General features: G+C 67.9%; 23 protein-coding genes. 6 read left to right on the forward strand and 17 right to left on the reverse strand.

Annotation, left to right across the window (positions count from 1 at the left end; genetic code table 11):
* Positions 1-107: 107 nt before the first annotated feature.
* Entirely contained in the window at positions 108-551 is a 444-nt protein-coding gene (locus tag AB4Z32_RS02775; RefSeq protein ID WP_441934143.1) for a nuclear transport factor 2 family protein, read from the forward strand.
* A gap of 12 nt (positions 552-563) precedes the next feature.
* Here AB4Z32_RS02775 and AB4Z32_RS02780 read toward each other — a convergent pair whose 3' ends face one another.
* From AB4Z32_RS02780 to AB4Z32_RS02790, 3 genes are all read right to left on the reverse strand, one after another.
* Positions 564-2,198 (reverse strand): Na+/H+ antiporter, encoded by a 1,635-nt coding sequence (locus AB4Z32_RS02780; protein WP_441934145.1) that lies wholly within the window; start codon positions 2,196-2,198, stop codon positions 564-566.
* 66 nt (positions 2,199-2,264) lie between these two features.
* On the reverse strand, positions 2,265-4,451 hold the full coding sequence (locus AB4Z32_RS02785; protein ID WP_441934147.1) for a hybrid sensor histidine kinase/response regulator: 2,187 nt from the start codon (positions 4,449-4,451) through the stop codon (positions 2,265-2,267).
* A 72-nt stretch (positions 4,452-4,523) separates the two neighbouring features.
* Complete coding sequence (locus tag AB4Z32_RS02790) at positions 4,524-5,606, reverse strand: pyridoxal phosphate-dependent aminotransferase (RefSeq protein WP_441934148.1); 1,083 nt, start codon at positions 5,604-5,606, stop codon at positions 4,524-4,526.
* Between the two features lie 278 nt (positions 5,607-5,884).
* On the opposite strand from AB4Z32_RS02790, the gene AB4Z32_RS02795 reads away from it, so the two are divergent.
* Positions 5,885-6,220 carry a hypothetical protein gene (locus AB4Z32_RS02795; protein WP_441934149.1) on the forward strand — a complete coding sequence of 112 codons (336 nt, stop codon included), beginning with the start codon at positions 5,885-5,887 and terminating at the stop codon, positions 6,218-6,220.
* A 135-nt stretch (positions 6,221-6,355) separates the two neighbouring features.
* Entirely contained in the window at positions 6,356-6,961 is a 606-nt protein-coding gene (locus tag AB4Z32_RS02800) for an isochorismatase family protein (protein WP_441934150.1), read from the forward strand.
* Positions 6,962-6,965: 4 nt separating this feature from the next.
* On the opposite strand, the gene AB4Z32_RS02805 is transcribed toward AB4Z32_RS02800, so the two are convergent.
* Genes AB4Z32_RS02805 through AB4Z32_RS02815 form a run of 3 tightly spaced genes read right to left on the reverse strand, consistent with a single transcriptional unit; the run spans position 6,966 to position 11,237 of the window.
* Positions 6,966-8,468, reverse strand: coding sequence for a tetratricopeptide repeat protein (locus AB4Z32_RS02805; RefSeq protein WP_441934152.1), 1,503 nt, complete (start codon positions 8,466-8,468; stop codon positions 6,966-6,968).
* A gap of 1 nt (position 8,469) precedes the next feature.
* Positions 8,470-10,752, reverse strand: a complete 2,283-nt coding sequence (locus tag AB4Z32_RS02810; protein WP_441934154.1) for a molybdopterin cofactor-binding domain-containing protein — start codon at positions 10,750-10,752, stop codon at positions 8,470-8,472.
* A complete protein-coding gene (locus AB4Z32_RS02815; RefSeq protein ID WP_441934156.1) occupies positions 10,749-11,237 on the reverse strand; it encodes a (2Fe-2S)-binding protein in 489 nt (162 codons plus the stop codon). The genes AB4Z32_RS02810 and AB4Z32_RS02815 overlap by 4 nt, the downstream gene beginning before the upstream one ends.
* Before the next feature lie 101 nt (positions 11,238-11,338).
* Between AB4Z32_RS02815 and AB4Z32_RS02820 the strand changes: the two genes are divergently transcribed.
* On the forward strand, positions 11,339-12,181 hold the full coding sequence (locus AB4Z32_RS02820) for a hypothetical protein (protein WP_441934158.1): 843 nt from the start codon (positions 11,339-11,341) through the stop codon (positions 12,179-12,181).
* Here the strand turns inward: AB4Z32_RS02820 and AB4Z32_RS02825 are convergent.
* The 8 genes from AB4Z32_RS02825 to AB4Z32_RS02860 form a co-directional block, all read right to left on the reverse strand.
* Positions 12,163-13,491 carry an erythromycin esterase family protein gene (locus tag AB4Z32_RS02825; protein ID WP_441934160.1) on the reverse strand — a complete coding sequence of 443 codons (1,329 nt, stop codon included), beginning with the start codon at positions 13,489-13,491 and terminating at the stop codon, positions 12,163-12,165. The genes AB4Z32_RS02820 and AB4Z32_RS02825 overlap by 19 nt on opposite strands.
* A gap of 16 nt (positions 13,492-13,507) precedes the next feature.
* The gene (locus tag AB4Z32_RS02830) at positions 13,508-14,770 is read right to left on the reverse strand and encodes an SRPBCC family protein (RefSeq protein ID WP_441934162.1); all 1,263 of its coding nucleotides are present in this window, start codon (positions 14,768-14,770) and stop codon (positions 13,508-13,510) included.
* Complete coding sequence (locus AB4Z32_RS02835; protein WP_441934164.1) at positions 14,721-15,461, reverse strand: phosphoribosyltransferase; 741 nt, start codon at positions 15,459-15,461, stop codon at positions 14,721-14,723. The genes AB4Z32_RS02830 and AB4Z32_RS02835 overlap by 50 nt, the downstream gene beginning before the upstream one ends.
* Positions 15,462-15,491: 30 nt before the next feature.
* Positions 15,492-15,962, reverse strand: coding sequence for an Hsp20/alpha crystallin family protein (locus tag AB4Z32_RS02840; protein WP_441934166.1), 471 nt, complete (start codon positions 15,960-15,962; stop codon positions 15,492-15,494).
* 122 nt (positions 15,963-16,084) lie between these two features.
* The gene (gene fghA / locus AB4Z32_RS02845) at positions 16,085-16,942 is read right to left on the reverse strand and encodes an S-formylglutathione hydrolase (protein WP_441934168.1); all 858 of its coding nucleotides are present in this window, start codon (positions 16,940-16,942) and stop codon (positions 16,085-16,087) included.
* Between the two features lie 78 nt (positions 16,943-17,020).
* Positions 17,021-17,608, reverse strand: coding sequence for a chromate transporter (locus AB4Z32_RS02850; protein ID WP_441934170.1), 588 nt, complete (start codon positions 17,606-17,608; stop codon positions 17,021-17,023).
* On the reverse strand, positions 17,605-18,198 hold the full coding sequence (locus AB4Z32_RS02855; RefSeq protein ID WP_441934172.1) for a chromate transporter: 594 nt from the start codon (positions 18,196-18,198) through the stop codon (positions 17,605-17,607). Before AB4Z32_RS02855 ends, AB4Z32_RS02850 begins: the two co-directional genes overlap by 4 nt.
* Before the next feature lie 54 nt (positions 18,199-18,252).
* On the reverse strand, positions 18,253-18,423 hold the full coding sequence (locus AB4Z32_RS02860) for a hypothetical protein (protein WP_441934174.1): 171 nt from the start codon (positions 18,421-18,423) through the stop codon (positions 18,253-18,255).
* A 195-nt stretch (positions 18,424-18,618) separates the two neighbouring features.
* Here AB4Z32_RS02860 and AB4Z32_RS02865 point away from each other — a divergent pair, with 195 nt between their 5' ends.
* Positions 18,619-18,807 (forward strand): hypothetical protein, encoded by a 189-nt coding sequence (locus AB4Z32_RS02865; protein WP_441934176.1) that lies wholly within the window; start codon positions 18,619-18,621, stop codon positions 18,805-18,807.
* A 301-nt stretch (positions 18,808-19,108) separates the two neighbouring features.
* Positions 19,109-21,214, forward strand: a complete 2,106-nt coding sequence (locus AB4Z32_RS02870; RefSeq protein WP_441934178.1) for an ATP-dependent helicase — start codon at positions 19,109-19,111, stop codon at positions 21,212-21,214.
* Positions 21,215-21,534: 320 nt separating this feature from the next.
* Here the strand turns inward: AB4Z32_RS02870 and AB4Z32_RS02875 are convergent, their stop codons facing one another.
* The 3 genes from AB4Z32_RS02875 to AB4Z32_RS02885 form a co-directional block, all read right to left on the reverse strand.
* A complete protein-coding gene (locus AB4Z32_RS02875; RefSeq protein WP_441934180.1) occupies positions 21,535-22,365 on the reverse strand; it encodes an SIR2 family NAD-dependent protein deacylase in 831 nt (276 codons plus the stop codon).
* Positions 22,352-22,963, reverse strand: coding sequence for a phosphohydrolase (locus tag AB4Z32_RS02880; RefSeq protein ID WP_441934182.1), 612 nt, complete (start codon positions 22,961-22,963; stop codon positions 22,352-22,354). Before AB4Z32_RS02880 ends, AB4Z32_RS02875 begins: the two co-directional genes overlap by 14 nt.
* A gap of 79 nt (positions 22,964-23,042) precedes the next feature.
* Positions 23,043-24,272, reverse strand: a complete 1,230-nt coding sequence (locus tag AB4Z32_RS02885; RefSeq protein WP_441934184.1) for a CaiB/BaiF CoA transferase family protein — start codon at positions 24,270-24,272, stop codon at positions 23,043-23,045.
* Positions 24,273-24,282: the final 10 nt, after the last annotated feature.

A 24,282-nucleotide genomic window follows, 5' to 3' on the forward strand; every position in this document is an offset into this window, starting at 1 on the left:
AATGCTGGCTTGACTTCTCCTGCAAGCGTACTAGGCTGCTTTGATCGACCATCCCCGGCATGACCAGCCGCGATTGCCGTCCGAGGCCGATCCACTGGAGAGACACCATGAGCGCCGAAGAAAACAAACAGATGGTCCAGCAGCTCTACCGGATGTTCCAGCAGGGCGACATCCCGGGCATCCTCGCGCACAGCAGCGACGATTCGGACTGGATCAGTCCGGAATCGGAACTGGTTCCCTTCTCGGGACACTTCCACGGCAGGCAGGGACTCGCCGACTTCTTTACCAAGCTGGGCGAGAACATGCAGGCGATCCGCTTCGAACCGCTGGACTTCATTGCGGAAGGGGACAAGGTGGTGGCCATGGGCGAAGCCAGCTGGCTGGTGAGGTCGACCGGACGCCGCCTCGACTCGCCCTGGGTGCATGTGTTCACCATCCGCGACGGCCAGATGGTGCGCTGCCAGGCGCTGACCGATACCGCGTCGACCGTGCAGGCCTTCCTGCCCGAACCGGCCGCCCAGGCCTCGCCGAGGACCGAACTGCACCACTGATGCCGGCGGCCCTCAGGCTTCCCGGTAGCGCGCCTCCACCAGGTCGATTTCGCGCAGGAGTTTACGCGCCGTCTCGTCGGAGATTTCGCCGCGGCGGCCCAGGCGCAGGATGGTGTCGCGCTCGGCGCGCAGGGCGGTCAGGCGGTAGTCGCGCTCGGCCTTGCGCGCCGCGTGGACGTCGGGACCGGCGCCGTCGCCCAGCTGGATGTTGCGCAGGCGGTTGCGGTAGAGGTTGATCACCGTGGTGCTGGCGTTGGCCTGCACTTCGCTGTCGGCGCCGGTGTGCCGGCGGGCGGCCTGTTCGACCGCGTCGACGGCGGCCAGCACGGCGGCGTGGCGGGCGCGGTCTTCCTCCTGCTCGGCGGAGGTCTCGGGCGGCACTTCCAGTCCGCGCAGCAGGCGCGGCAGGGCCACGCTGGCCAGCAGCAGGGAGACCACGATCACCGCGCTGGCCAACAGGATCGCCAGCTCGCGGCCCGGGAAGGGCGTGCCGTCTTCCAGCACCAGCGGCAGGGTCAGCACGCCGGCCATGGTGAGGGCGCCGCGCACGCCGGCGAAGGACGTCGCCAGGATCAGGCGCATGCGCGGCTTGAACACCTGCTGGCCCAGCCGGCGCTGGTTCAGGATGGTGAGACGCAGCGAGACCCAGACCCAGATGAAGCGCAGCAGCACCAGGCCCAGGCTGAGCGCCAGCGCGTTCCCGGCCAGCCACCACGGATCGAAGGGCGCGCCGCCGCCGGGCGGGTGCAGGGCGCCGCGCGCGATGTCCGGCAGCTGTTCGCCGAGCAGCACGAACATCACGCCGTTCAGGCTGAACTGCAGGGCGTCCCAGATGACGTTGCGGCGGATGCGGGTGGAGGGCGTGGCCGAGCCGCCCAGCTCCACATAGCTCATCGTGACGCCGGCCGCCACCGCGGCCAGGATGCCGGATGCGCCGATGTGTTCCGCCGCCAGGTAGGCGCCGAAGGGCGTCAGCAGGTTGATCAGGATCGGCATGCCTTCGTCCTCGCCGAAGCGGCGCAGCAGGAAGTTGTGCAGGCGCGAGATGGCCCAGGTGACGGTGACCCCGGCGCCGACGCCGGCCAGCGCCACCCACAGGAAGGTGAGGGCGGCCTGGGTCGGCGAGAACACCCCGGTGACGGCGGCCGCCACCGCGAAGCGGAAGCACACCAGGCCGCTGGCGTCGTTCAGCAGGCTCTCGCCTTCGATGATGTGCATCAGGCGCGGCGGCACAGGAATCCGGCTGGTGATCGCGGACACCGCCACCGGATCGGTGGGCGCGACGATGGCCGCCAGCGCGAAGGCGACCGGCAGCGGCAGCGCGGGAATCAGCCAGTGCATCAGGAAGCCGGCGCCGACGACGGTGAACAGCACCAGGCCGAAGGCCAGTTCGAGGATCGTGCCCTTGTCGCGGAACAGGCCGACCTTCGGGATGCGCCAGCCATCCAGGAACAGCAGCGGCGGAAGGAAGAGCAGGAAGAAGATGTCGGGTTCGAGCGCAACCCCATGGTGAAACATGCCCGAGATGACGGCGCCCAGGGCGATCTGGATCAGCGGCAGCGGGATCGCGAACGGCAGCATTCGTCCCACCCACCCGCTGACGATCACCGCGAGCAGCATTGCCAGGACGACTTCGACCGACTCCATCCGCTTACCTCCTTGTCAAAACCCGATGATAAGGGATGCGGCGGCTGAGCGCCGGACTTTAGAACCTTAGCGCTTGATGTTCGCCTCCGCGGCCGCCGCCAGGATGTCGGACAGCTGGGTCGTATTGACGGGCTTGACCAGGTAGTGGTCGAAGCCGGCCGCCATCGAGGCGTCGCGGTCCTGCTGGCGGCCGTAGCCGGTCATCGCGATCAGGGTCGCGTTGCTGGCCTCGGGCAGCATGCGCAGGCGGCGCGCCAGCTCGTTGCCGTCGAAGTCGGGCAGGCCGATGTCGAGCAGGCAGACTTCCGGCGCCATGGTTTTGGCCAGCGCCAGCGCGTCGCCGGCCGAATACGCGACCTCGACTTCGTGGCCGGCAGAGTGCAGGAACAGCTGCAGGGTGTGGACGGCGTCGACGTTGTCGTCCACCAGCAGGATGCGCAGCGGGACGGCGCCGTTGTCCGCGCGCTCGCCGGCCGGCTGCGCGGCCAGCACCACGTCCTGGCTGTAGCGCGGCAGGCGCACCGTGAAGGTCGAGCCCTTGCCCAGGCCCGGACTGTAGGCGGACACGCTGCCGCCGTGCAGCTCGATCAGGCTCTTGACGAGGGCCAGGCCCAGTCCGAGGCCGCCCTGCGAGCGGTCCGGGGTGCGTTCGGCCTGGGTGAACAGGTCGAACACGCGCTCCACCAGCACCGGGTCCATGCCGATGCCGTCGTCCTGCACCGTCAGCACGTATTCCTCGCCGCTGGCGTCCAGGCGCAGCTGCAGCGAGCCGCCTTCCGGCGTGTACTTGGTCGAGTTGTTCAGCAGGTTGGCGATCACCTGCACCAGGCGCTTGTGGTCGCCCTTGACGTGGGCCGGCTCGGGCGGCAGGTCGATCACCAGGCGGTGGCGGCGCGCGGTGACCAATGGGCGGATCTGCTCGGCGGCGTCGTCGACCACGCGGCGCAGGTCCAGTACCTGGGTCGACAGCGACACCAGGCCGCGCGTGACCCGCGAGACGTCCAGCAGGTCGTCCACCAGGCTGGTCATGTGGTCGACCTGGCGCACGATGATCGAGCAGGTCTGGGTGATCTGGGTGTTATCCGAGTGGAGCAGCTTCAGGAGGTGGGCGCCGGTGCTGATCGGCGCCAGCGGGTTGCGCAGCTCGTGCGCCAGCATCGCCAGGAATTCGTCCTTGCGCTGGTCGGCGGCGCGCAGCTCGCGTTCGGCCAGCGAGCGCGCGGATTCCTTCTTCTGCAGCGAGGCGGCCATGCGGTCGAGGGCCTGGGCCAGGTTGCCGATCTCCTCGTTGGCGTAGTCGATGCCGGAGCGGGCGTCGAGGTCGCCGGCGGCGATGCGCTCGGCGGTGCCCATCAGCTTGCGCACCCGCTGCACGATCAGGACGTCGCCCACCAGCCAGGCCGCCAGCAGGGCCAGCAGGGTGGTCGCGGCCAGGCCCAGCAGCGACATCAGCTGGTCGTGGCGCGCGGCCGAGGTGATGGTGTCGGTCGGGATGCCGATCGTGACGGTGTAGTCGGTCAGGGCCGGGGCGCCGACGCGGGCGAAGGTGTGCAGGCGCTCGACGCCGTCGTCGCCGCGGATGGTCACGGCGCGCTGGCCGGCGGTGGACATCGCCTCCAGCGTGGCGGGCGACAGGCGGGTGCCGAAATAGCGTTCCGGGTCGGGACGGCGCGAGATCACGCTGCCGCGCGCGTCGGCGGTCGCCAGCACCGAGCCGGGCGGCAGGTTGATGTCGTTGATGAAGGTGTCCAGGCCTTCCAGGTCCATCGCCGCGAACACCACGGCCAGGACCTTGCCGGTGCGGTCGATCACCGGATAGGTCAGGTTGATGGTGTGCTTCTTGATCACGCGGCCGAACACGTAGTCGCCGGCGATGAAGCGGCGCTCCGAGATCGCGCGGCGGAAGTGGCTGCGGTCGCCCAGGTTGACCGGGTGGAGCAGGGGCACGGCGGAGCAGGTCACGTCGCCGTTCAGCTGGATCAGGCCGAAGTTGACGAAGCCCTCGTTGCGGTCGAGGACATCCGACAGCAGCGAGGTGCATTTGGCGGTATCGCCCATGAGGTCCGGCACGGACGCCAGGTCGACCAGGATCTGGCGCGCGCCCTCGATCGACTGGCCCTCGTTGGCGGCCGCCATGCCGGTAAGGCGGCGCAGGTTTTCCTCGGAAGCCTTGATGGCATGCTCGCGCTCGCGGATGCCCGACAGGATCGTCATCACGGCCAGCGGCATCATCGCCAGCGCTACCAGCAACATGAGCCTGCTGCGCAGGCTGTTCAAGCGAAAACGGCCCTGCGCGAAGCTGCGGCCCAACCCAGATGTCATTATCTATTTCTTCAAATCGCCGAATTCCACAATCCTGCGAATGCCGTCGCGCAGCGTCGCCACGTCGTCGGAAATGTAGCCGAGGCGGATAAAGCCCGGTACGCCCAGCGCGTCGCCGGGCATGATGGCCACTTTCTTGTCTTCGATCAGGCGCTCTGCGAAGCCGACGGTATCCATCGTCAGGCTGCGCACGTCTCCCCACAGGTACGGGCCGGATGCCGGCGCGTGCATGACGATCCAGGGGACCTCGGCAAACAGCCTCACCGCCAGGTCGCGCCGCTGGCGGTAGTCCGCCATCATCTCGTGGGGCGCGCCGGTGGCGAAAGCGGCGACGGCCGCCACCTGCGAGAGGTGGGGCGCGGCGGCCGTGATCGGTCCCTGCAGCGTCTGCATCGCGTCGACCACATCGGCCGGGGCCAGCGCGAAGCCGACCCGCCAACCCATCATCGCGTAGCTCTGCGAGGCGGAGAAGATGGTGATGACACCGATCTTCCGCCAGTCGCACAGCGCGGCAAGGCTGGTGTGTTCGCCTTCGAAGATCAGGTGCTCGTAACTTTCGTCGACGATCACCTTGGCCCCAATACGTTCCACCCAGGCACGAATGTGTTCCAGTTCGTCGCGAGTGTACACCTTGCCGGTCGGGTTGTGCGGGTTATTGATGATGACGACCTTCGGGATTTCCAGACTGTCCAGCAGCTGCGGCGTGATGGCGTCCGGCAGGTCGACCAGGATGGGGCGCAGGCCCAGCAGCTGGGAGGTGGCGACATAGGCCGGCCAGTGCGGCTTGAAGATCAGCACGCTGTCCCCCGGATCGGCGATCGTGTACAGGGCTTCGTACAGCGCCTGCTTGGCGCCGTTGGTGACGATGATCTCGGAGGCGGACGCCTCGATGCCGTTCTCCTCGCGCAGCTTGGCGGCCAGGCGGGCGCGCACGTCGAGGGCGCCGACCACGCTGGTATAGGGCATGGTGCGCTCGCGTTCGACCGCGTGGGCGACCGCGTCCAGCACTGGCCGCGGCGCCGGGAAGTGCGAGATCGCGATCGAAAAATCGATGACCGGCTGACCCTCCGCACGCAAGGCTTCCACCCGCCCATGCATGGCAGTCGTGGCAAGTGGACGGGAGGAAGCGATCCGGGCCGATGTGTGCATTCTTGTCTGTCTCCGTAAGCGTTTGAAAGGCTGGGTTTCTTGCCACCCTGGACTCGAGTGTTGCTTGATTGTACTGGTTTTAAAAATCTGTGACGCACGAGACACACATGTAACTTTTTGGCAATCCCTGTGCGCAACCGGCGCTGGCGCGAGCGCCGCGCGGCGACCGTTTCTGGTACGGTGGACCGGACCGAATCATTTGTTGGAGCAAAGCCATGGCTATGGAAAATGTGATTGTGCGGACCTTCATCCACCCGAGCGCCGCCGAAGAGGCGCGCAATGAGCTGCTCGCCGCCGGCATCCCGGCCGACGACGTCGAGGTCAAGGTCCGCATCGACGAGACCGGCGGCGTGCGGGGCAATTTTTCGGTCGGTGACCCCGGTGTCCGGGGCGACACCGATTACCGCTATACCTATGCGCCGATCGACCAGACCGATGTGCACGACTGCCAGATCACGGTGAACGCCGGCGACGCCGCCCAGGCCGCGCGCGCGGCGGCGATCCTGGACAGGCTGGGGGCGCTGGATCCGGATCCGGCGCATCGGCATTAATACCGCCGTTCCCGCGAAAGCGAAAAGAGCCCAGCGGGCTCTTTTCCCCATGCCGAGCGGCCGAAGTTGTACTGTCGAATACGCTATAGTGTTGTCGAAGCACGGAATCCTGTGCCTCAAGCCAGTGGAAAAAATATGAGCGCCATCCATCTCGATAACACCGACGCCCTCTTGATCATCGACCTGCAAGTCGACTTCCTCCCCGGCGGCGCCCTCGGCGTCGCCAACGGACACGAAGTCGTCGCGCCGATCAACCACCTGATCGAACTGTTCCGCGAACAGGGCCTGGCGGTCTATGCCTCGCGCGACTGGCACCCGGGCGACCATTGCTCGTTCACGGCCCAGGGCGGCCCCTGGCCACCGCATTGCGTGGCCGGTACGCCGGGCGCCGAATTCACCGCCGAGCTGGCCCTGCCGGACGACGCCATCGTCGTCTCGAAGGCCGACACCGCGGCGGTCGACGCCTATTCGGCCTTTGCCGGCACCGACCTGGCGGCCCAGCTGCGCGCGCGCGGCGTCGGCCGCGTCACCGTGTGCGGCCTGGCCACCGACTACTGCGTGCTGAATACCGTGACCGACGCGCTGGAAGAGGGCTTCGACACCATCGTGGTGCCGGAAGCGATGCGCGCGGTGGACGTCAGGGCGGGCGACGGCACCCGCGCGCTCGACCGCATGGTGGCGCGCGGCGCCGTGCCGGTGCGGCTGGGCGAGTTCGGAATGATGGCGCTGTCGGTGGCCTGAGGAATCAGGGGCGGCGCAGCAGGAACAGCATGCCGGCGACGTCGGCCCCATGTTCCTGGCGCAGGACGGCGTCGCGCTGTTCGTGCACCGTCATGCCGGCCGCGGCGGCGCAGGCGCGCACATAGGCCGGTGCGTGCGCGAAGCGGTTCGAGGCCGTGATCGCGTAACCGCTGCCGCTTTCCTGCGCCAGCGTCTCCACCGAGAACGCGAAGCGCCCGCCCGGCCGAAGGGCGCGCGCCACCCGCTCGAACAGCTTTCCCAGTTCGCCGATGTACACGAGCACGTCGGCCGCCAGCACCAGATCCCATTCCGCCTGCCGGCCGTCCAGCCAGGCGACGATATCGGCGCAGGCCAGTTCGTCGTACAGGCAGGTCTCGCGGGCCTTTGCCAGCATCTTTTCGGACAGGTCGACGCCGCCGAGACGCCGCGCCAGTGGGCGCAGCAGGGGCGCGCACAGGCCGGTGCCGCAGCCGAGATCCAGCACGGCATCGAAGGGCGTATCCGATCCCGCCGGAAGCATCGAGACCAGCAGCTCCGGCGTCCGGTACCCCAGCACCCCGACCAGGTGACGGTCGAAGTGCCCGGCATACTGGTCGAACAGGCCCTTCACGTAATCGGCGGGCGCCGAAGCGGGCGGATCGCCTTCGCCCAGCGCCGCCAGCGCGAAATCGATGCCGGCGGGGTCGGCGCCCAGCTCACGGGCGCGCCGATAGGCGGCGATCGCCGCTTCGCGCCGGCCCAGCGCGCGCAGCGCGTTGGCGCGGTAGTGCTCGGCCATCGCGTAATCGGGGCGGAGCCGCAGGGCGTGTTCGTAGCTGTCCAGCGCCCGGGACAGGTCGCCGGATTTCTTGAGGGCCGCGCCGCGTGCGCACCAGATCTCGGCCTGGCGGGCCGGCGCGGCGCTCGTCAACGCGGCGTCGTAGGCCTCCACGGCCTGCGCAAACCGGTCGAGCGCCTGCAGGGCGTTGCCCAGTGCCTGCAGCGCGTCCGCATAGTCGGGGCGTGCGGCCAGGGCCTGTTCGGCGCTGGCGGCGGCGTCGCCATGGCGGCCGAGATCGTTGAGGACGATGGCGCGGTGGCACCAGGCTTCCGGATAATTCGCGCTCAGCGCGAGGGCGCGTTCGTAGCTGTCCAGCGACTCGGGAAGGCGGCCGAGGCGGCGCAGGGTGTTGCCGCGGTTGTTCCAGGCCAGGGCATAACGCGGGTCGAGGCGCAGCGCGGTTTCGACGCTCTGCAGCGCGGCCTCGGCCTGGCCCAGGTCCTGCAGGGCGGCGCCGAGGTTGCAGTGGGCACGGGCCTGCCGAGGGTCGACCTGCAGTGACTGCCGGATCAGCTCGACGGCCTGTGCCGGATCGCCGCGCTGGCGTTCGATGACCCCGCTCAGGTGCAGGGCGTCGAACTGGCGCGGGTCGAGCGCCAGCACCTGCCGGTAGAGTTCGCGCGCCTGCTCCAGCCGTCCCTGCTGGTGCAGGGCGACGGCCTGGCGGAGCAGGGAGGCCGCATCCAACTCAGCTCCAGCTCAGGTCGGTCTTGCTGAGCGGGAGTTCGCGCACGCGCTTGCCGGTGGCGGCGAAGATCGCGTTGCAAACGGCCGGCGCCAGCGGCGGGAAGACCGGTTCGCCCAGGCCCGTGACCGGGTAATCGGTCTTCAGGAAGTGGGTTTCGATCCTGGTCGGCGTGTCCGGCATGCGCAGCAGCGGGTAGTCGTGGAAGTTGCTCTGCACGATGCGGCCCTTCTCGAGATTCAGCGAGGGGTACATCAGCGTCGAAAGACCATCGATCACCGAGCCCTGCACCTGGTTCTCGGCGCCGGACAGGTTGACGGTCTGGGCGCCGATGTCGCTCACCACCACCACGCGGTCCACCTTCAACTGGCCTTCCTTCGACACCGTGACCTCGGCCACTTCCGCCACATAGCCGCGGTGGCTGAAGTGGAAGGCCACGCCGGCACCCTGGCCGCGCGCGAACTTGCGCCTGCCCCAGCCGGACTTCTCGGCCACGGCCTTGAGCACATTGCGCATGCGCGAGACGTTATAGGGCACGCCGCGCTCGCCGGTACCGGCCACCATGTTGGCGTCACCGAGGATCTCGAGGCGGAACTCTATGGAATCGCGGCCGGCGGCATGGGCCAGTTCGTCGATGAAGCTGTGGAAGACCCAGGCGAACACGTTCGAGCCCGGCGCACGCCACGGTCCCATCGGGATGCGGCATTCGAGCGGGGTCTGCTCGAGCAGGCAGTTGGCGACCCAGCGGCCCGGGAACTCGTCGCCCGACAGGCTGGCGCCGCTGCCCGGCCGCAGCACTCTGCCCGTGGTGCCGTCGCTTTCTTTCTGCTCGACGCGGTTGGCGAAGGTGACGAAGTGATCGTGCCAGGCCACCAGCTTGCCGGCGGAATCGACGCCGCCGCGCAGGAAGTGGAAGCCGCCGGCGCGGAAGTGGTCATGCTGCAGGTCGTCCTCGCGCATCCAGGTCAGCTTCACCGGCGCCTTGACCTTCTGGGCGATGGCGACCGCGTCGACGATGAAGTCGGACGACAAGCGTCGGCCGAAGCCGCCGCCGCTGCGCGTGATGTGCAGGGTAATCTTCTCTTTCGGGATGTTGAAAGTGCTGGCGACCAGGGCCTGGCCGGCGCCCGGGTTCTGGGTCGGCGCCCACAGTTCCACGCTGCCGTCCTTCGGATCGATGGCGGCGGTGCAGTTCTGCGGCTCCATGCTCGCATGCGAGATGAAGGGGTAGGTGTAGGCCGACTCCACGGTGCGGGCGGCGCCGGCCAGCGCGGTGTCGACGTCGCCATCGCGGCGCATGGTGACCGTGCCCGGCTGTTTGGCTGCAGCCTGGGCCTGGGCCAGGAAGCCCGCCCAGCTATGGTGCGCGCCTTCGCCTTCGTCCCACTGCACCTGCAATTTTTTACGCGCGCTGATCGCGTTCCAGGTGCTGTTGGCGACGATCGCCACGCCCGGACGCAGGCCGTTCAGGTTTTCGGTGCCTTCGACGATGAAGGCATCCTTCACGCCCGGCATGGCCTTGATGGCGGCCAGGTTGGCGGAGCTTGGTGCGCCGCCCAGCACCGGACATTTCACATACACGGCGTACAGCATGCCGGGCAGCTGGACGTCGATGCCGAACAGAGGCTTGCCGGCCACGACCTTGTCGTTGTCGACGCCGCCGATGCGCGTTCCCAGCAGGCGGTAAGTGGACGGATCCTTGAGCTGGACGCCTTTCGCATCCGGCACCGGTAGCGCGGCCGCGGTCTTCACCAGCTGGCCGTAGCCGAGGCGGCGCTTCGACGCATCGTGCAGCACGGCGCCGCGTTCGGCGCGGCATTCGCCGGCCGGCACGCCCCAGGTCTGGGCGGCGGCCTGGACCAGCATGGTGCGCGCGGTGGCGCCCAGGCGGTGGAAGTTCTCGTAATTGGTCGGGGTCGAGGTGGAACCGCCGGCGCCCTGCGGACCATAGGCCGGGTTCAGGTCGCCCTGGACCACGCGCACATCTTTCCATTCGACGTCCAGCTCTTCGGCGATCACCATCGGCAGCGAGGTCTTGATGCCCTGGCCGATTTCCGGCTGCTTGGACACCAGGGTGACGATGCCGTCCTGGGCAATGCGGATGAAGACGTTGGGCGAGAATTCGGTGGCGGCGCCCGGGGCGGCGGCCTGGCCCTGGGCGAGGGCGGCGATGGTGCCGCCGCCATACAGGCCGAGGGCCAGCAGCGAGCCGCCGGCGGCGGACTGGCGCAGGAAGCTGCGGCGCGAAGCGGAAGCGGATTTCAGCTCGTCTTGGCGCGCGCTCATTGCTTGCCCTTTCCGGCGGGTTTGGCGGAAGCGATCTCGGCGGCGCGGTGGATACCGGCGCGGATGCGGACATAGGTGGCGCAGCGGCACAGGTTGCCGGCCATGGCGTCGTCGATTTGGGCGTCGGTCGGTCGCGGATGCTGCTTGAGCAGGGCGCAGGCGCTCATGATCTGGCCGGACTGGCAGTAGCCGCACTGGGGCACGTCGAGTTCCTGCCAGGCCTGCTGCAGCGGGTGGGCGGCGTTCGCATCCAGTCCCTCGATGGTCGTGACCTTGCGCTTGCCGATGGCGGACACCGGCAGCTGGCAGGCGCGCGCCGGCTGGCCGTCCACGTGGACGGTGCAGGCGCCGCAGGCGCCCACGCCGCAGCCGTACTTGGTGCCGACCAGGCCCATGGTATCGCGCAGGGCCCACAGCAGCGGCGTGTCCGCTTCGACGTCCACGGTCTGCGCCTTGCCGTTGACGCTCAAGGTGTATTTACTCATGTCTTCCGTTTCCGAGTTGCCAGAACATAAGGACGCAATCGTAAACCAAAGCGGGGCGTCTGGAAAAAGGATTTATCGCACACCGCGCTTTGCGGGCTAAGATGATGCCATTTCGATACTCCGGCTGGCTGTCCGGGCAAGGGGAAGCGATGGTCGAATTGAATCCAGACGTGGTCCGGGCGATCGCCGCCAGGCATGAAGGACGTCCTGAAGACGCACTGGCGATACTGATCGGGCTGTTCGCACGTGTCTGCAAGGATGAAGCCTTCGCCGGCAAGAATATGTTCATCGTGGTGTTCGAGTGGGAAATGCTGGCCGGGGAGCACGGTCCGGCACGCGATGCCCTGGCCCGCGCGCGCGACGCCCAGGCCCGGCAGTTGCTGGACGGCGACAACATATTCCGCTCGGGCCGCGGCTACCCCGGCACGCGCTTCCAGCTGATCGCCGGCATCAACGACACGCTGAAGGATCCGCAGTCGACCGTCGAGCTGTTCGCGCACATGGAAGACACGATGCCCGAGGATGCGCGGCATGCGGCCTGGACGGCCTTGCCGGCGATGGTGGCGGCCGGCGACTTCGAGCGCGCCGAACGCTACCTGCCCGATCCCCTGGCGCGTACCGGCGAGCTGAACGCGATGGCGGCCAGCCTGCCGCTGTTCCCGCCGCTGGGCGCCGCGCCGCGGCTGGCGGCCGAGCTGGCCAATGCGATGAAGGACGTCTGGCTATGCGCTTCGACCTTCGAGGGACTGGGGCGAGGCACCGAAGCGGACGAATTGCGCGGCGCGGCGCTGGCCGGCATCGAGTCCGAAGAAATGCGCGCGCTGGCCGCGCGCGAACTGGCCGACCCCGGAACGATCTTCCGTGAGATCGGCGAGCACCAGGAGGCGCAGGAGGCGCGCGCCGGCCGCCTCCACCTCGTGTCGAATCAGAATCCGCCCGGATAGGTTTCCGGCGGCTCTTCCGAGTGCCAGCCGCCGCCCGGATCGATGGGCGTGACGGCCGTGGTGCGGTCGATGTGGATCACGGCGTCGAACTGGACCGCCATCTGGGCCGAAAAATAATGGCTCTGGCGTTCCGTGCGCGGCAGGTAGATGACGCCGATCGCCCGCTCCAGGCGCTTCTGCATCAGGGCTTCGCGGGCCGGACTGTCTCCGCGCAGAGGCAGCAGGAAGCGCTCGATGCCGGTCTCGTGCAGCAGCTCTTCGTAGCTGCCGGGCATGCCGGGGCGCACCCGCTTGTGTTCGGCCGGGCCATCCCATTCCGAAGCCGCCGTGACGAAGCCTTCGTAGGTCGAAAAGCCGATCAAGCGTGTCTGGCCGTCGTAGGCCTTGCGCGCCAGTTCGCCGACGTTCCATTCGCCCAGCTGGCCGACCTCGGTGGCGCGTGCATCGCCGATGTGGGAATTGTGCTCCCACACGACAATTTTGGCCGGCTCCCCGTGCCGCGACAGGTGCTGGGCCAGGGCTTCCAGGGTCTCGGCCATGTGGCTGTCGCGCAGGTTCCAGGACGAGACGCGGCCGCGGAACATGGTCCGGTAGTATTCCTCGGCATTCTTGACCAGGCGCGCATTCTGCTGGGCGTAGAAGAAGCCGTCCTCGCTGCCGTCCTTTTGCGCGTATTCGCAGGCGCGCCGCTGCATCTGGTTCAGCTGCTCGATCACGCCTTCCTCGCAGGAAGCCGACAGGTCCAGGTTGGCCGAGTAGCCGTAGTGCTGGCTGTCCTCGTAGTAATGGTCGAAGCAGGCATAGCGTTCGCGCGCGATTCTGGCGGCCTGCGGATCGACCTTGTCGAGATAGGCCAGCACTTCGCGCAGCGAGGTGAACAGGCTGTACAGGTCGAGGCCGTAGAAGCCGACCTGCTTGCCGCCGGCCTGTTTCTCATTGTGCTCGCGCAGCCAGTCGACGAAGGCGGAAACGTCGGTATTCCGCCACATCCAGCTCGGGAAGCGTTCGAAGCCGGACAGGGCGGCGTTGGTATCGGCATCCTCGCCCTGGCCGCGCACGTAGCGGTTGACGCGGTAGGCGTCCGGCCAGTCGGCCTCGACGGCCACGGCATGGAAGCCCTTTTCCTCGATCAAGCGTTGCGTGATGCGCGCGCGCTCCTCGTAGAACTCGTGGGTGCCATGGGTGGCCTCGCCCAGCAGCACGAAGCGGGCGTCGCCCACCAGGTCGAGCAGTTCATCGTAGTCGCGCCGGCCGCCTCCCAGCGGGATGGCGGCGGCGCGGATGGCGGCAACGGGGTCAGGGCTGGCCATGATGCCGGGTTCCGCTTCAGTGCAGCAGGCGGCTCATCCAGCCGGACTGCGCGGCTTCACGCGGCATCGAAGCGCGCTCGATGAAGGCCTTCATGCGCGCCAGGTCCTCGTCCATTGCCGACTTCGGATCGGAGCCGAGCAGCAGGGCCAGGCCGTGGCCGATGGCGCCGGCCGGCGGCGTGTAGGACATGCGCACGGTGACCAGGGTGCCGCCGCGGTGGCGCTCGAACTGGATCGAGCCGGTCTGCGGGATCTCGGCGCCGGGTTCGCTGCGCCAGGCCAGGCGGTTCGGACGGTTCTGCTCGGTCAGGACGGAATTCCATTCGAACTCGGAGCCGCCCGGGCCTTTCACGATCCAGTGCGAGCGGCGGCGGCCAAGGTCGCGCACCTCGACCACGTGGGACATGAAGCGCGGGAAGTTCTCGTAATTCGCAAATTGCTGGTAGACCTCGTCAGGCGACGCGTCGATGTGAACGGTCTTCTCGAAGTCGATGGTCTTGTCCATGCCAAGGCTCAGACCCTTGGCCATGCCGAGACCGGCGGCGCCGCGGCTTGCCAGGCTGCGCAGCGGCTGGTTGGCGACGCCGCGCGCCAGCAGGGCGGCGCCGGCCAGGCCCAGCACGGCGGTCAGCGGCGAGCGGCGCATCAGGCCCATCAGGGCCAGCAGGCCGCCGCCGACCAGGGCGGTGTTGCGCATCCCCGGGTTCCAGGCGCCTTCGCTGTCGCCGTGCACTTCCTGGGCCACACGCTTGCCGAGGCGGCCGGCGGTCTTGCGGGTGTCGTCATAGAAGTCGGCGACGCTGTCGGCGGCGCGGCTGACCGCGCTGCGGGCGCTCGCATAGCCGTCGCTGTCCCGGGCCTGGCTGGCGCCGCTCTTCGCTTTGGAGATTGCGTCGTCGGCCAGGTCGCCGGCGGCGCTGGATGCGCGGGCCATGGCGTCTTTCGCCTTCGAGACGGTGTCGCCGATCATGTCGCCGGCGGCGCTTTTCACGCGCGAGATCGTCGAGCCGATGCCGCCGTCCGGCCTGGCCGATTCCACCAGCTCGTCGGCGGCGGCGCCCATGCGGCTGCCCGTGCCGTGCCAGACATTGCCGATGGCGCCGGATGTGCGTGAGCCGACGTTGCGCACGGCGGCGGCCGACTGCGCGCGGCGTGCGCTGCCGCGGTCGGGGTCGAGCATGTACATCAATAGGGCGCCGGCGGCGGCGCCGCCCAGCCATTTGGCAAGTTCAAGCCCGGTGTCCGTCGTCGTCGTGCTTTGCGTCGGCAGTCGTTGCATGATGTTCGTCCTCCATTGGTTGTTGTCGGTCGGCCGTCCGCGCATGCCAGGCGGCGGCCAGCAGATCCTGTACTTCCTCGTCGCTGGTCTGGTCGAAGGCCTCATACCACTGGCCCACGGAGCGGAACAGCGGCGGCGCCGACAGGCAGACCAGCAGGTCGACCTGACCCTCGAGCGCCGCCAGGGTTTGCGGCGGCGCCACCGGCACCGCCAGCACCAGCTTCGCCGGCTTCAAGCCGCGCGCCACGCGGATGGCCGCCAGCATGGTCGAACCGGTGGCAACGCCATCGTCGACCAGGATCGCGGTCCGTCCGGTCAGCGCCAGCGGCTTGCGGGCGCCGCGGTAGGCACGTTCGCGCCGCTGCAGTTCGGCCAGTTCGCGCACGGTGACGGCCTCGACCTGTTCGGCGCTCACGCCCATCAGGCCGGGCACGCCGGGCTGCAACACCCGTACGCCGCCGCTGCCGACCGCGCCCATCGCATATTCCTCGTGCCCGGGCATGCCCAGCTTACGTACGAGAAGGATATCGAGGTCGATGCCGAGCCGCTGTGCGATAGCGAACCCAACGGGCACTCCGCCGCGCGGCAGCGCCAGCACGACCGCGTCAGCGCGCCCCGCATATTCCCGCAGCTCGCGGGCCAGCAGCTTGCCGGCCTGTCTGCGGTCCTTGAAGTGGCGAAACTCGGCCATGCTGTGCTGCGCCCCCTTGCCGCTTCGGGCCTACTGGATGGTCAGCCGCTTTGCCGCGCCGCCCTGTTTCTTGGGCAACGTGAGCATGAGGACGCCATTCTCGAGCCGCGCTTCGGCGCCGGCATCGTCGACCTCGGAGGGCAGCGTGAAGCTGCGCTGGTACCTGCGTGTCGAACGTTCAGAATACACCACCTGTTCGCCCTCACGCTGTTCGTTTGCCTGCTGGCATTCCCCTTCGATCGTGACGCGCTGGCCGTCGATCGAGACCTTGACGTCTTCCTTCTTGACGCCCGGCAGCTCGGCCTGCACTTCGAAGGCTTTCTCGTGCTCGCTGACGTCGAGGCGCGGCATGGCCAGGCCCTCGTCGGCCCAGCGCCCGCCCTGGGCCAGGGGCGCGAAGAAATCCTGGAACATGCTCTCGACCATGCGGCCGAACTGGTCTTCCATGGGGCCGCCGCGCAGGGTGGACAGCGGGCTATTGTTTCTGCGGATGAGATTCATGATGACCTCCATTGCAAATGAATGCATCACCATTTATACGGCGGCCGGAAGCCGATTTCAAGGGCCGCACAAGCAGGTTTGATGCCCGCCAGCCGGCGGGCAGGTGGAGGGAATTATCGGACTCAGGCCAGATTGCGGCGATGGAAGCGCAAATGATCTTCGACGAAGGTCGAGATGAAGTAATAGCCGTGGTCGTAGCCGGGGTGGCGGCGCAGTTCGAGCGGCTGGCCGGCGGCGCGGCAGGCTTCCTCGAAGGCTTCCGGATACAGCTGTTCCGCGAGGAATTTGTCGGCCAGGCCCTGGTCGATCAGGATGCCGTCCGGGAACACTGCGCGGCCGGCATCCTTCACCAGCTCGCTCGCGTCGTGGGCGCGCCAGGCCGCCTGGTCCTGGCCGAGATAGCCGCCGAAGGCCTTCTGGCCCCAGGGGCAGCGGGTCGGCGCGGCGATCGGCGCGAAGGCCGAGACCGAGCGGAACAGGTCCGGGTGGCGCAGCGCCAGGGTCAGGGCGCCGTGCCCGCCCATCGAGTGGCCGAAGATGCCGACCCGGCCCGCATCCGCCGGCAGGGTGGCCAGCACCAGTTGGCGCAGCTCGAGGATGTAGCTTTCCATGCGGTAGTGGCGGGCCCAGGGCTCGGCGCTGGCGTCGAGATAGAAGCCGGCGCCCACGCCGAAGTCCCAGCTGTCGGTCTCGCCGGGAACGCCGGCGCCACGCGGACTGGTGTCGGGCGCGACCAGGATCACGCCGAGCTCGGCGGCGACGCGCTGGGCGCCGGCCTTGATCATGAAGGTTTCTTCGGTGCAGGTCAGCCCGGCCAGGTAGAACAGCACCGGCAGCTTCTTGCCTTCCGCTCCGGGCGGCAGGTAGACGGAAAAGCGCATCGGCAGGCCGATGGCGCTGGAGTCGTGCTGGTAGAAGCGCTGCACGCCGCCGAAGCAGGCGTGTTCGCTGAGTACATTGGCTTGGGCAAGATCGGTCATCGTCTTTCCATCGATAGGTGAACAATTGCATAAGTATGCCCGCTGCGCCGCCGTCTTGCAGTAGACATTGCAGCGAACTCAGACGATGCCGAGCGCGCCGAGCAGGGCGCCGGCCGCCAGCACCCACAACAGGTGCAGCCGGGTACGCCAGATCACCGCGCCGGCGGCGACGGAAAGCAGCCACAGCCGCCATTGTCCGCCGCCGGCCGAACTGCCGAGGATCCAGGCGGTCGACAGCAGCAGGGCGATCACCACCGGCGCCATGCCCTGCTTGAAGGCGCGCACGGCGCGCAGGTCGCGGTTGCGGTGGCCCCAGCGCGCCGCCGTGTAGGTGATGATGGTCGAGGGCGTCATGATGCCGACCATGCAGACCAGCACGCCGAACAGGGCGGCGCCGACGCTGCCGGCATTGAGGCCGACGTGCCAGCCCATCAGGGCCACGAACAGCACGTTGGGGCCGGGCGCGGCCTGGGCCAGGGCGATCGCGGCGTTGAACTGGTCCTGGGTCAACCAGTGGTGCTGCTCGACCAGGAAGCGGTGCATCTCGGACGAGGTCGAGATCGCGCCGCCGATCGACATCGTCGACAGCAGCAGGAAGTGGCCGAACAGGTTCAGCCAGTCGGACCAGGCCAGCGCCAGGTGCAGGGTCTCGTGTGCCGGGCTCATGATGTCAGGCGGCGCCAGGTGAGGACGCAGCCGAGGCCGCCCAGGCCCAGCAGCACGTACAGCAGCGGGCATTTCAGCAGCGCCACCAGCACGAAGCCGAGGGCGGCGATGGCCAGGCACCAGGACATCGGCAGCGGGCTGCGCTTGAGGGCCGCGGCCAGCCGCAGGCCGGCGACGCCGATCAGGCCGGCCGAGACGGCGGCCATGCCGCGCAGGGCGCCGGCCACCTGCGGGCTGTCGGCGAAGCGGTCGTGCAGCACCGCCAGAGTCAGCACCAGCACCAGCGGCAGGGCCAGCAGCCCGGCCAGGGCGGTCATGGCGCCGGGCAGGCCGAAATAGCGGCCGCCGATCATCAGCGACAGGTTGACCACGTTCGGGCCCGGCATGATCTGGGCGACGGCCCAGTCTTCGATGAATTCCTCCTGGGTCAGCCAGCGTTTGCGCTCGACGAGCTCGCGCTGGACGACGGCGAGCACGCCGCCGAAACCTTGCAAGGCCAGCAGCGTGAAGGAGATGAAGAGGTCGGACAGGGATTGCGGGCGGGGCGGGGAGCCGGGCTCCCCCGGCAGCGGATGCGGCGAGGTAGTCATGCACCGATTATCGCGCTGCGCCCACCCTCCTGTCCATGTGGCAGTGGCTGAGCTTTAGCCGCCGCCGATGCCGCGCATCACGCGGCCGGAACCTTCGCATTCCGGGCAGATCTTGCCGTCGGCCAGCTTGCCGCTGCCGCCGCAGGTCTCGCACAGGTCCTCGCCCGCGCCCGGGGTGCCCGGTTCGGCTTCGTCGCCCGGTTTCAGGTCGGGATCGGGAGTCATGGCCATGGGGTCCTCGCTGGTGATGGTTGACGGGATCATTCTAGGCCGGGCGGCGCGGCGGCGGCGCACGCGGATGCGCTGCGCCGTCATCTGCGCGTAATATGCGGATGCGATATGTCCTCTTGACTTGCAATTAATCTGGCCGATACTGCATCTGCGGCAAGCGGCCTCGATTCCGATCAAACAGGAGATGCAATGGAGCAAACTAGCCTGACCCAGCGCCTGGATGCGCAGCGCAGCAGCGTCGTCGATCTCGGCGTAGCCTTGCAATCACGCGACGGCACGATCTCGGCCGTGGAATTCCTGCGCTCGCGGGACATCGATCCAGCGGTCATCGAAAGGGTGCTGGGCGAGCCGGAACGCCGCCGCCCGCCCTCCGCTTGAGTGTTTCTGGGGTGTCGTGGTTATGCACAAATTTTTCTGCAATGCATCTTGCAAAAATATTTGAATCGTGCGCCGCTTGACATCGTAAGCCCTTGATTTTGCGTGCTTCACATCCTGCACGCACAATGGGCAAATTGTTGAAAGCCGCATCATTCCTTGCTTCCCGCATGTCAAGGGGGTGCTTTTCCACATGGTTATTCACAGATTTTGTGGATATCTGAACAAGCCTGGCCAGCTTATGGGGCTTGCCTAACTCTACTGGATAAATGTACAGTTCTGGCATCTCCAGACCTGTTGCATTATGCCCGATACCGCCGACCCCAGCGTTTCCGCACCCGCGCTGCATGATCCGCTGCCCGACCCCTATGCGTCCCTGAATCCGGAACAACGCGCGGCCGTCGAACACGACGTCGGCCTCGCCATGCCGCGGCCGCTGCTGGTCGTCGCCGGCGCCGGCTCGGGAAAGACGAATACGCTGGCCCACCGCGTGGCCCGGCTGATCCAGTCCGGCGCAGATCCGCAGCGCATCCTGTTGCTGACCTTTTCGCGGCGCGCCGCCAACGAGATGGTGCAGCGCGCCGGCGGCGTCCTGCAGCGCGTCTTCGGGACCTCGCCCCAGGCGGTGGCGGGCTTGCCCTGGGCCGGCACTTTCCACAGCATCGGTGCCCGCCTGCTGCGCGAGTACGCCGGCCGGATCGGGCTGGAGTCCTCCTTCACCATCCACGACCGCGGCGATTCCGAAGACCTGATGGGCATGGTGCGCCAGGATATTGGCCTTACCGGTGGCCAGAAGCGGTTTCCCTTGAAAGGCACCTGCCTGGCCATCTATTCGCGCGTGGTGAACAGCCAGGACGCGCTCGGCGAGGTGCTGCAGACGACCTTCCCCTGGTGCAGCGAATGGGAGGAGCAGCTGAAACGCCTGTTCGGCGCCTATGTCGACGCCAAGCAGGAGCAGAACGTGCTCGACTACGACGACCTGCTGCTGTTCTGGTCCGAGATGGCGTCCGACCCGGAACTCGGACCGGAGCTGGGCGCGCTGTTCGACCACGTGCTGGTCGACGAATACCAGGACACCAACCGCCTGCAGGCCGCCATCATCCAGGGCATGAAGCCGGACGGGCAGGGCGTGATGGTGGTCGGCGACGACGCCCAGGCCATCTATTCCTTCCGCGGGGCGACGGTGCGCAACATCCTCGACTTCCCGCAAGCCTTCTCGCAGCCGGCCCGCGTCATCACCCTCGACCGCAACTACCGCTCCACCCGGCCCATCCTGGATGCCTCGAACGCCGTTATCGCCGCCGCGCTGGAGCGGCATGCGAAGACGCTGTGGACGGATAAAGTGTCGACGGCGAAGCCGCAGCTGGTGCTGATTCCGGACGAGGCCGAGCAGGCGCGCTGGGTCTGCAAGCGCGTGCTGGAACAGCGCGAAGCCGGCACCAGGCTGACCCAGCAGGCGGTGCTGTTCCGCGCCGCCAGCCACAGCGCCGCGCTGGAGCTGGAGCTGGTGCGCCGGAACATCCCCTTCGTGAAGTTCGGCGGCCTGAAATTCCTGGAAGCGGCCCATATCAAGGACATCCTCGCGGTGCTGCGTTTCGCCCAGAACCCGGCCGGACGCCTGGCCGGATTCCGTGTCGCCCAGCTGATCCCCGGCATCGGCCCGGCGAACGCGGCGCGGCTGCTGGATGCGGTAGGCGAGGCCGTCGATCCGCTTGCGGCCGTGGAAGCCTTCGAAGCGCCGGCGCGCGCCCAGGGCGACTGGGAAGCCTTCGTGGCCCTGTTCCGCAACCTGCGGACGCCCGGGCTACGCTGGCCGATGGACATCGAACTGGTGCGCGGCTGGTACCAGCCCCACCTGGAGCGCCTGTACGACGACGCCCCGGTGCGCGCAGCCGATCTCGAGCAACTGGTGGCGCTGGCCGGCGGCTACGGTTCGCGCGAGACCTTCCTGACCGAGCTGACCCTCGATCCGCCCGAAGCGACCAGCGACCGCGCCGGTCCGCCGCTGCTGGACGAGGATTACCTGATCCTGTCGACCATCCATTCGGCCAAGGGCCAGGAGTGGCAGTCGGTGCACGTGCTGAACGTGGTCGACGGCTGCATCCCCTCCGACATGGCCACCGGCAGCGGCGACGACATCGAGGAGGAGCGGCGCCTGTTGTATGTGGCCATGACGCGCGCCAGGGAGCAGTTGCACCTGGTGGTGCCGAACCGCTTCTTCATCAAGCAGCAGTCGCAGATGGGCGACCGGCATGTCTACGCCCAGCGAACCCGCTTCATCAGCCCGGCGATGCTGAAGCATTACGAGGAATGCGTGTGGGTGAACGGGGATACGCCGCACAGCCGCAAGCCGATGCCGGACGAAGTAAGGATGCTGGTGCGCGAGCGGGCGCGAAGCCGCTGGAAATGAGCTTGGAAAGAATAGTTATCCCCCGTGTCCTACCCTTGTAGGAATTTGCCGCATAGCCATGTCCTGCACAAAACTGGGGCTTAGCTAAGTCCTTGATTTTGCAGGGCTAAGATTTTGCCTGTTGAACGGGCAATTTGTTGAAACCCGCACCAATACTGCCCTCCCGGCTTGTCAAGAGGCGCTTGTCCACAACTTTATCCACATTTCCTGTGGATATGAAAATAAAGGCTGTGGAATCAAGTATTTAGGGCCTGATCTTGAGAAAAGCCTTGGCATTTTCGTCAGGTAAATTCTTGCGCCGGGCGATGGGCCCGGCCGGCTCAGTCCAGATGCTCGCGCAGGCGCCGCAAGGCTTCCAGCGCCCCGGCCGGAATGCCGACGTCGCGCGCGGACGGCACCCGCGGCTCGCGCGGATTGATGCGGACCAGGGGCGCGCTCCGGGACTCGCATATGCGCCGCACCGAGGGCACGTCGGTGCCGGCGCCGAGCTCGATCACCACCAGGCGCCGCGCCTGCGCCAGCCAGCCCTCCAGGCGTTCGTACTGCGCTTCGGTGCGCTCGTCCAGCCAGGCGCCGTCGTTGAACATCAGGACATTCGGACGCGCCAGCGCACCGCAATGCGGGCAGGCCGGCAGGGGCGGGCGCATCAGGCAGTCGGCCGGATCGATCTCGGGGCGGACCGCATCCGCCGGCCAGATCGCCTCGCCGCAGGGGTGGCTGCATTGCAGGTGGTGAATGGAGCCGTGGCATTCGACCAGCCGTTCCTCGGGAAAGCCGGCACGCTGGAACTGGCCGTCGACATTGCTGGTGAAGACGAAGGCGCCCAGCGGCAGGCGCTCGCCCAGTTCGCGCAGGATCGCAAAACCTTCGTGGGGCACCGTGTCGCGGTAGAGCGCCAGCCGGTGTCCATAGAAGCCCCAGGCCAGTTCGGGATGGTGGGCGAAGCTGCGCGGGTTCGCGATCTCGACGAAGCGGATGCCGAGTTCGGCCAGCGGCGGATAGGCGCGCCAGAAACCGTGGTCGCCGCGGAAGTCGGGCAGGCCGGAATCGACGCCGATGCCGGCGCCGGCGCCGATCAGCAGGGCGTCGGCCTCGCGGATCAAGACGGCAGCGCGGGCGATGGCGGCGTCGAATGCCTCAGTCACGGACATCTTCGGCATCGATGAGCCGCTTCTGGTGGTCTAGTTCAGCCAGGAAGCGCTCGGCGGCGACGGTCGGCGGCCACGGTTCCCAGGGACGGCAGCGGTAGCGCGCCGCCAACGGATCCTCCTCCAGCACGGCGGCGCGGATCTTTAAGGTAGTGCGCACCTCTTCTTCCTTCCAGCCGACCACGTGGACGGCCTCGCTGGCGGCGGCCAGGCGGTCGGCCTGCTTGTGCTTCGCGTGTTCGGTGGGTGTCCAGGCCGGCAGGCCGTAGCGCAGGAAGACCATGTGTTCGAGTCTTTGCGTGAGCGCCTTGAAGCCCTCGCCAAGGAAGGGTTTGAGCGGCGACACGGCGTCGAAGCCGAGCAGGCCTTCCTCGGCGTCGTGCAGCAGTTCGCGCAGTTCGATCACCGGGGACAGCGGGATGGGCGAGGCGGCGCGCCGCAGCAGCATCACGCAGATCGAGTGCTGGGCCACCGACAGGGGCAGCGGCCAGGCCGAGTGTCCGCCCCAGCGGTAGGTGCGGGCCAGGCCCAGGGCCAGGTCGGCGTCGTCCCAGTCGAAGGGCGTGGGATTCAGCAAATCGAGCCGTTTGCCGGAAGGCATACGAACCCAGGCACGCAGGTCCTGCACCATCAAGGAAGCCCCATCATTGTTTCAGATGGGGGGATTGTACACGCAGCGCCTAATCCAGCCGGGCTTCCTCGATCACCCCGTCGGCCGCGAAACCGTCGATCTCCTCGTCGCCATAGCCGTACTCCCTGAGCAGTTCGCGCGAATGCTCGCCCAGCATCGGCGCGTGGCGGTCGACGCGGGTGGGCGTCTGCGAAAAATGCACGGGGCAGCCCAGCGCGCGCGTGGTACCGGCCTGGGGATGCTCGACCTCGACCACCATGCCGCGCGCCTCCACCTGCGGATGGCTGAGCGCTTCGGCGATCGTATGCACCGGACCGACCGGCACGCCGGCGGCGTCGAAGGCGGCGATCCATTCGTCGCGCGAGCGTGTCTTCAGCACCGCAGCCATCGCATCGGTGAGCACGCTCAGGTTGCGCATGCGCGCGCCGTTGTCGGCGAAGCGCGGGTCTTCGCGCCATTCCGGGTGGCCCAGCACGTCGGCGATGCGCTCCCAGTTGGCCTGGTTGGCGCCGCCGATATTGATCCAGCCGTCGCTGGCCTGGAAGGCCTGGTAGGGCGCGGTCAGCAGGTGGGCCGAGCCGGTCGGGCCGCTGGAGTGCCCGGTCGCGAAATAGATCGCCGCGTGCCAGTAGGTCTGCTGCAGCGCCGCTTCCATCAGCGAGGTGTCGACCACCTGGCCCTGGCCGGTCTTCTGCTTGTGCGCATAGGCGGCCAGGATGCCGACCACCGCCAGGATGCCGGCATTGATGTCGGCGATCGAGTTGCCGGTCTTGACGGGCGGGCGTCCGGGTTCGCCGGTCACCGACATCAGGCCGGCAAAGCCCTGGGCGATGAGGTCGAAGCCGCCCTTGTCCGCGTAGGGGCCGTCGCGGCCGTAGCCGGACACCGAGCAGTAGATCAGGCCCGGATTGATCTCCCTGAGGGTTTCGTAGCCCAGGCCCAGGCGCTCCAGCGTGCCGCGGCGGTAGTTTTCGGTCAGGACGTCGGCTTCCTTCACCATCCGCAGCAGGATCTCGCGCCCCTTCGCATGCTTCAGGTTGAGGGCGATGCCGCGCTTGTTGCGGTTGAGGATCAGGAAGGGCGCCGAGACGCCGTTGATGCGCGGTTCGCGATAGCCGCGCGAATCGTCGCCGCCGGGGAGCTTTTCGACCTTGACGACGTCGGCGCCCATGTCGGCCAGCATCATGCCGCAGGTGGGGCCGGCCATGATCTGCGCGAGTTCGAGCACGCGCATGCCGGCCAGCGGTCCGGGATGGGGAGTGGTGTTTGTGCTTGTCATGGATGTCGTG

The sequence above is a fragment of the Massilia sp. 2TAF26 genome (assembly GCF_052115005.1).
Taxonomy (GTDB): Bacteria; Pseudomonadota; Gammaproteobacteria; order Burkholderiales; family Burkholderiaceae_D; genus Telluria.

Bases quoted from the DNA above. Each gene is read 5' to 3' on its own strand.
- AB4Z32_RS02775 (WP_441934143.1), top strand. From the start codon at position 108: ATGAGCGCCGAAGAAAACAAACAGATGGTCCAGCAGCTCTACCGGATG.
- AB4Z32_RS02780 (WP_441934145.1), bottom strand. From the start codon at position 2,198: ATGGAGTCGGTCGAAGTCGTCCTGGCAATGCTGCTCGCGGTGATCGTC.
- AB4Z32_RS02785 (WP_441934147.1), bottom strand. From the start codon at position 4,451: ATGTTGCTGGTAGCGCTGGCGATGATGCCGCTGGCCGTGATGACGATC.
- AB4Z32_RS02795 (WP_441934149.1), top strand. From the start codon at position 5,885: ATGGCTATGGAAAATGTGATTGTGCGGACCTTCATCCACCCGAGCGCC.
- AB4Z32_RS02800 (WP_441934150.1), top strand. From the start codon at position 6,356: ATGAGCGCCATCCATCTCGATAACACCGACGCCCTCTTGATCATCGAC.
- AB4Z32_RS02810 (WP_441934154.1), bottom strand. From the start codon at position 10,752: ATGAGCGCGCGCCAAGACGAGCTGAAATCCGCTTCCGCTTCGCGCCGC.
- AB4Z32_RS02815 (WP_441934156.1), bottom strand. From the start codon at position 11,237: ATGAGTAAATACACCTTGAGCGTCAACGGCAAGGCGCAGACCGTGGAC.
- AB4Z32_RS02820 (WP_441934158.1), top strand. From the start codon at position 11,339: ATGATGCCATTTCGATACTCCGGCTGGCTGTCCGGGCAAGGGGAAGCG.
- AB4Z32_RS02825 (WP_441934160.1), bottom strand. From the start codon at position 13,491: ATGGCCAGCCCTGACCCCGTTGCCGCCATCCGCGCCGCCGCCATCCCG.
- AB4Z32_RS02830 (WP_441934162.1), bottom strand. From the start codon at position 14,770: ATGCAACGACTGCCGACGCAAAGCACGACGACGACGGACACCGGGCTT.
- AB4Z32_RS02835 (WP_441934164.1), bottom strand. From the start codon at position 15,461: ATGGCCGAGTTTCGCCACTTCAAGGACCGCAGACAGGCCGGCAAGCTG.
- AB4Z32_RS02840 (WP_441934166.1), bottom strand. From the start codon at position 15,962: ATGAATCTCATCCGCAGAAACAATAGCCCGCTGTCCACCCTGCGCGGC.
- fghA (WP_441934168.1), bottom strand. From the start codon at position 16,942: ATGACCGATCTTGCCCAAGCCAATGTACTCAGCGAACACGCCTGCTTC.
- AB4Z32_RS02850 (WP_441934170.1), bottom strand. From the start codon at position 17,608: ATGAGCCCGGCACACGAGACCCTGCACCTGGCGCTGGCCTGGTCCGAC.
- AB4Z32_RS02855 (WP_441934172.1), bottom strand. From the start codon at position 18,198: ATGACTACCTCGCCGCATCCGCTGCCGGGGGAGCCCGGCTCCCCGCCC.
- AB4Z32_RS02860 (WP_441934174.1), bottom strand. From the start codon at position 18,423: ATGACTCCCGATCCCGACCTGAAACCGGGCGACGAAGCCGAACCGGGC.
- AB4Z32_RS02865 (WP_441934176.1), top strand. From the start codon at position 18,619: ATGGAGCAAACTAGCCTGACCCAGCGCCTGGATGCGCAGCGCAGCAGC.
- AB4Z32_RS02870 (WP_441934178.1), top strand. From the start codon at position 19,109: ATGCCCGATACCGCCGACCCCAGCGTTTCCGCACCCGCGCTGCATGAT.
- AB4Z32_RS02875 (WP_441934180.1), bottom strand. From the start codon at position 22,365: ATGTCCGTGACTGAGGCATTCGACGCCGCCATCGCCCGCGCTGCCGTC.
- AB4Z32_RS02880 (WP_441934182.1), bottom strand. From the start codon at position 22,963: ATGCCTTCCGGCAAACGGCTCGATTTGCTGAATCCCACGCCCTTCGAC.
- AB4Z32_RS02885 (WP_441934184.1), bottom strand. From the start codon at position 24,272: ATGACAAGCACAAACACCACTCCCCATCCCGGACCGCTGGCCGGCATG.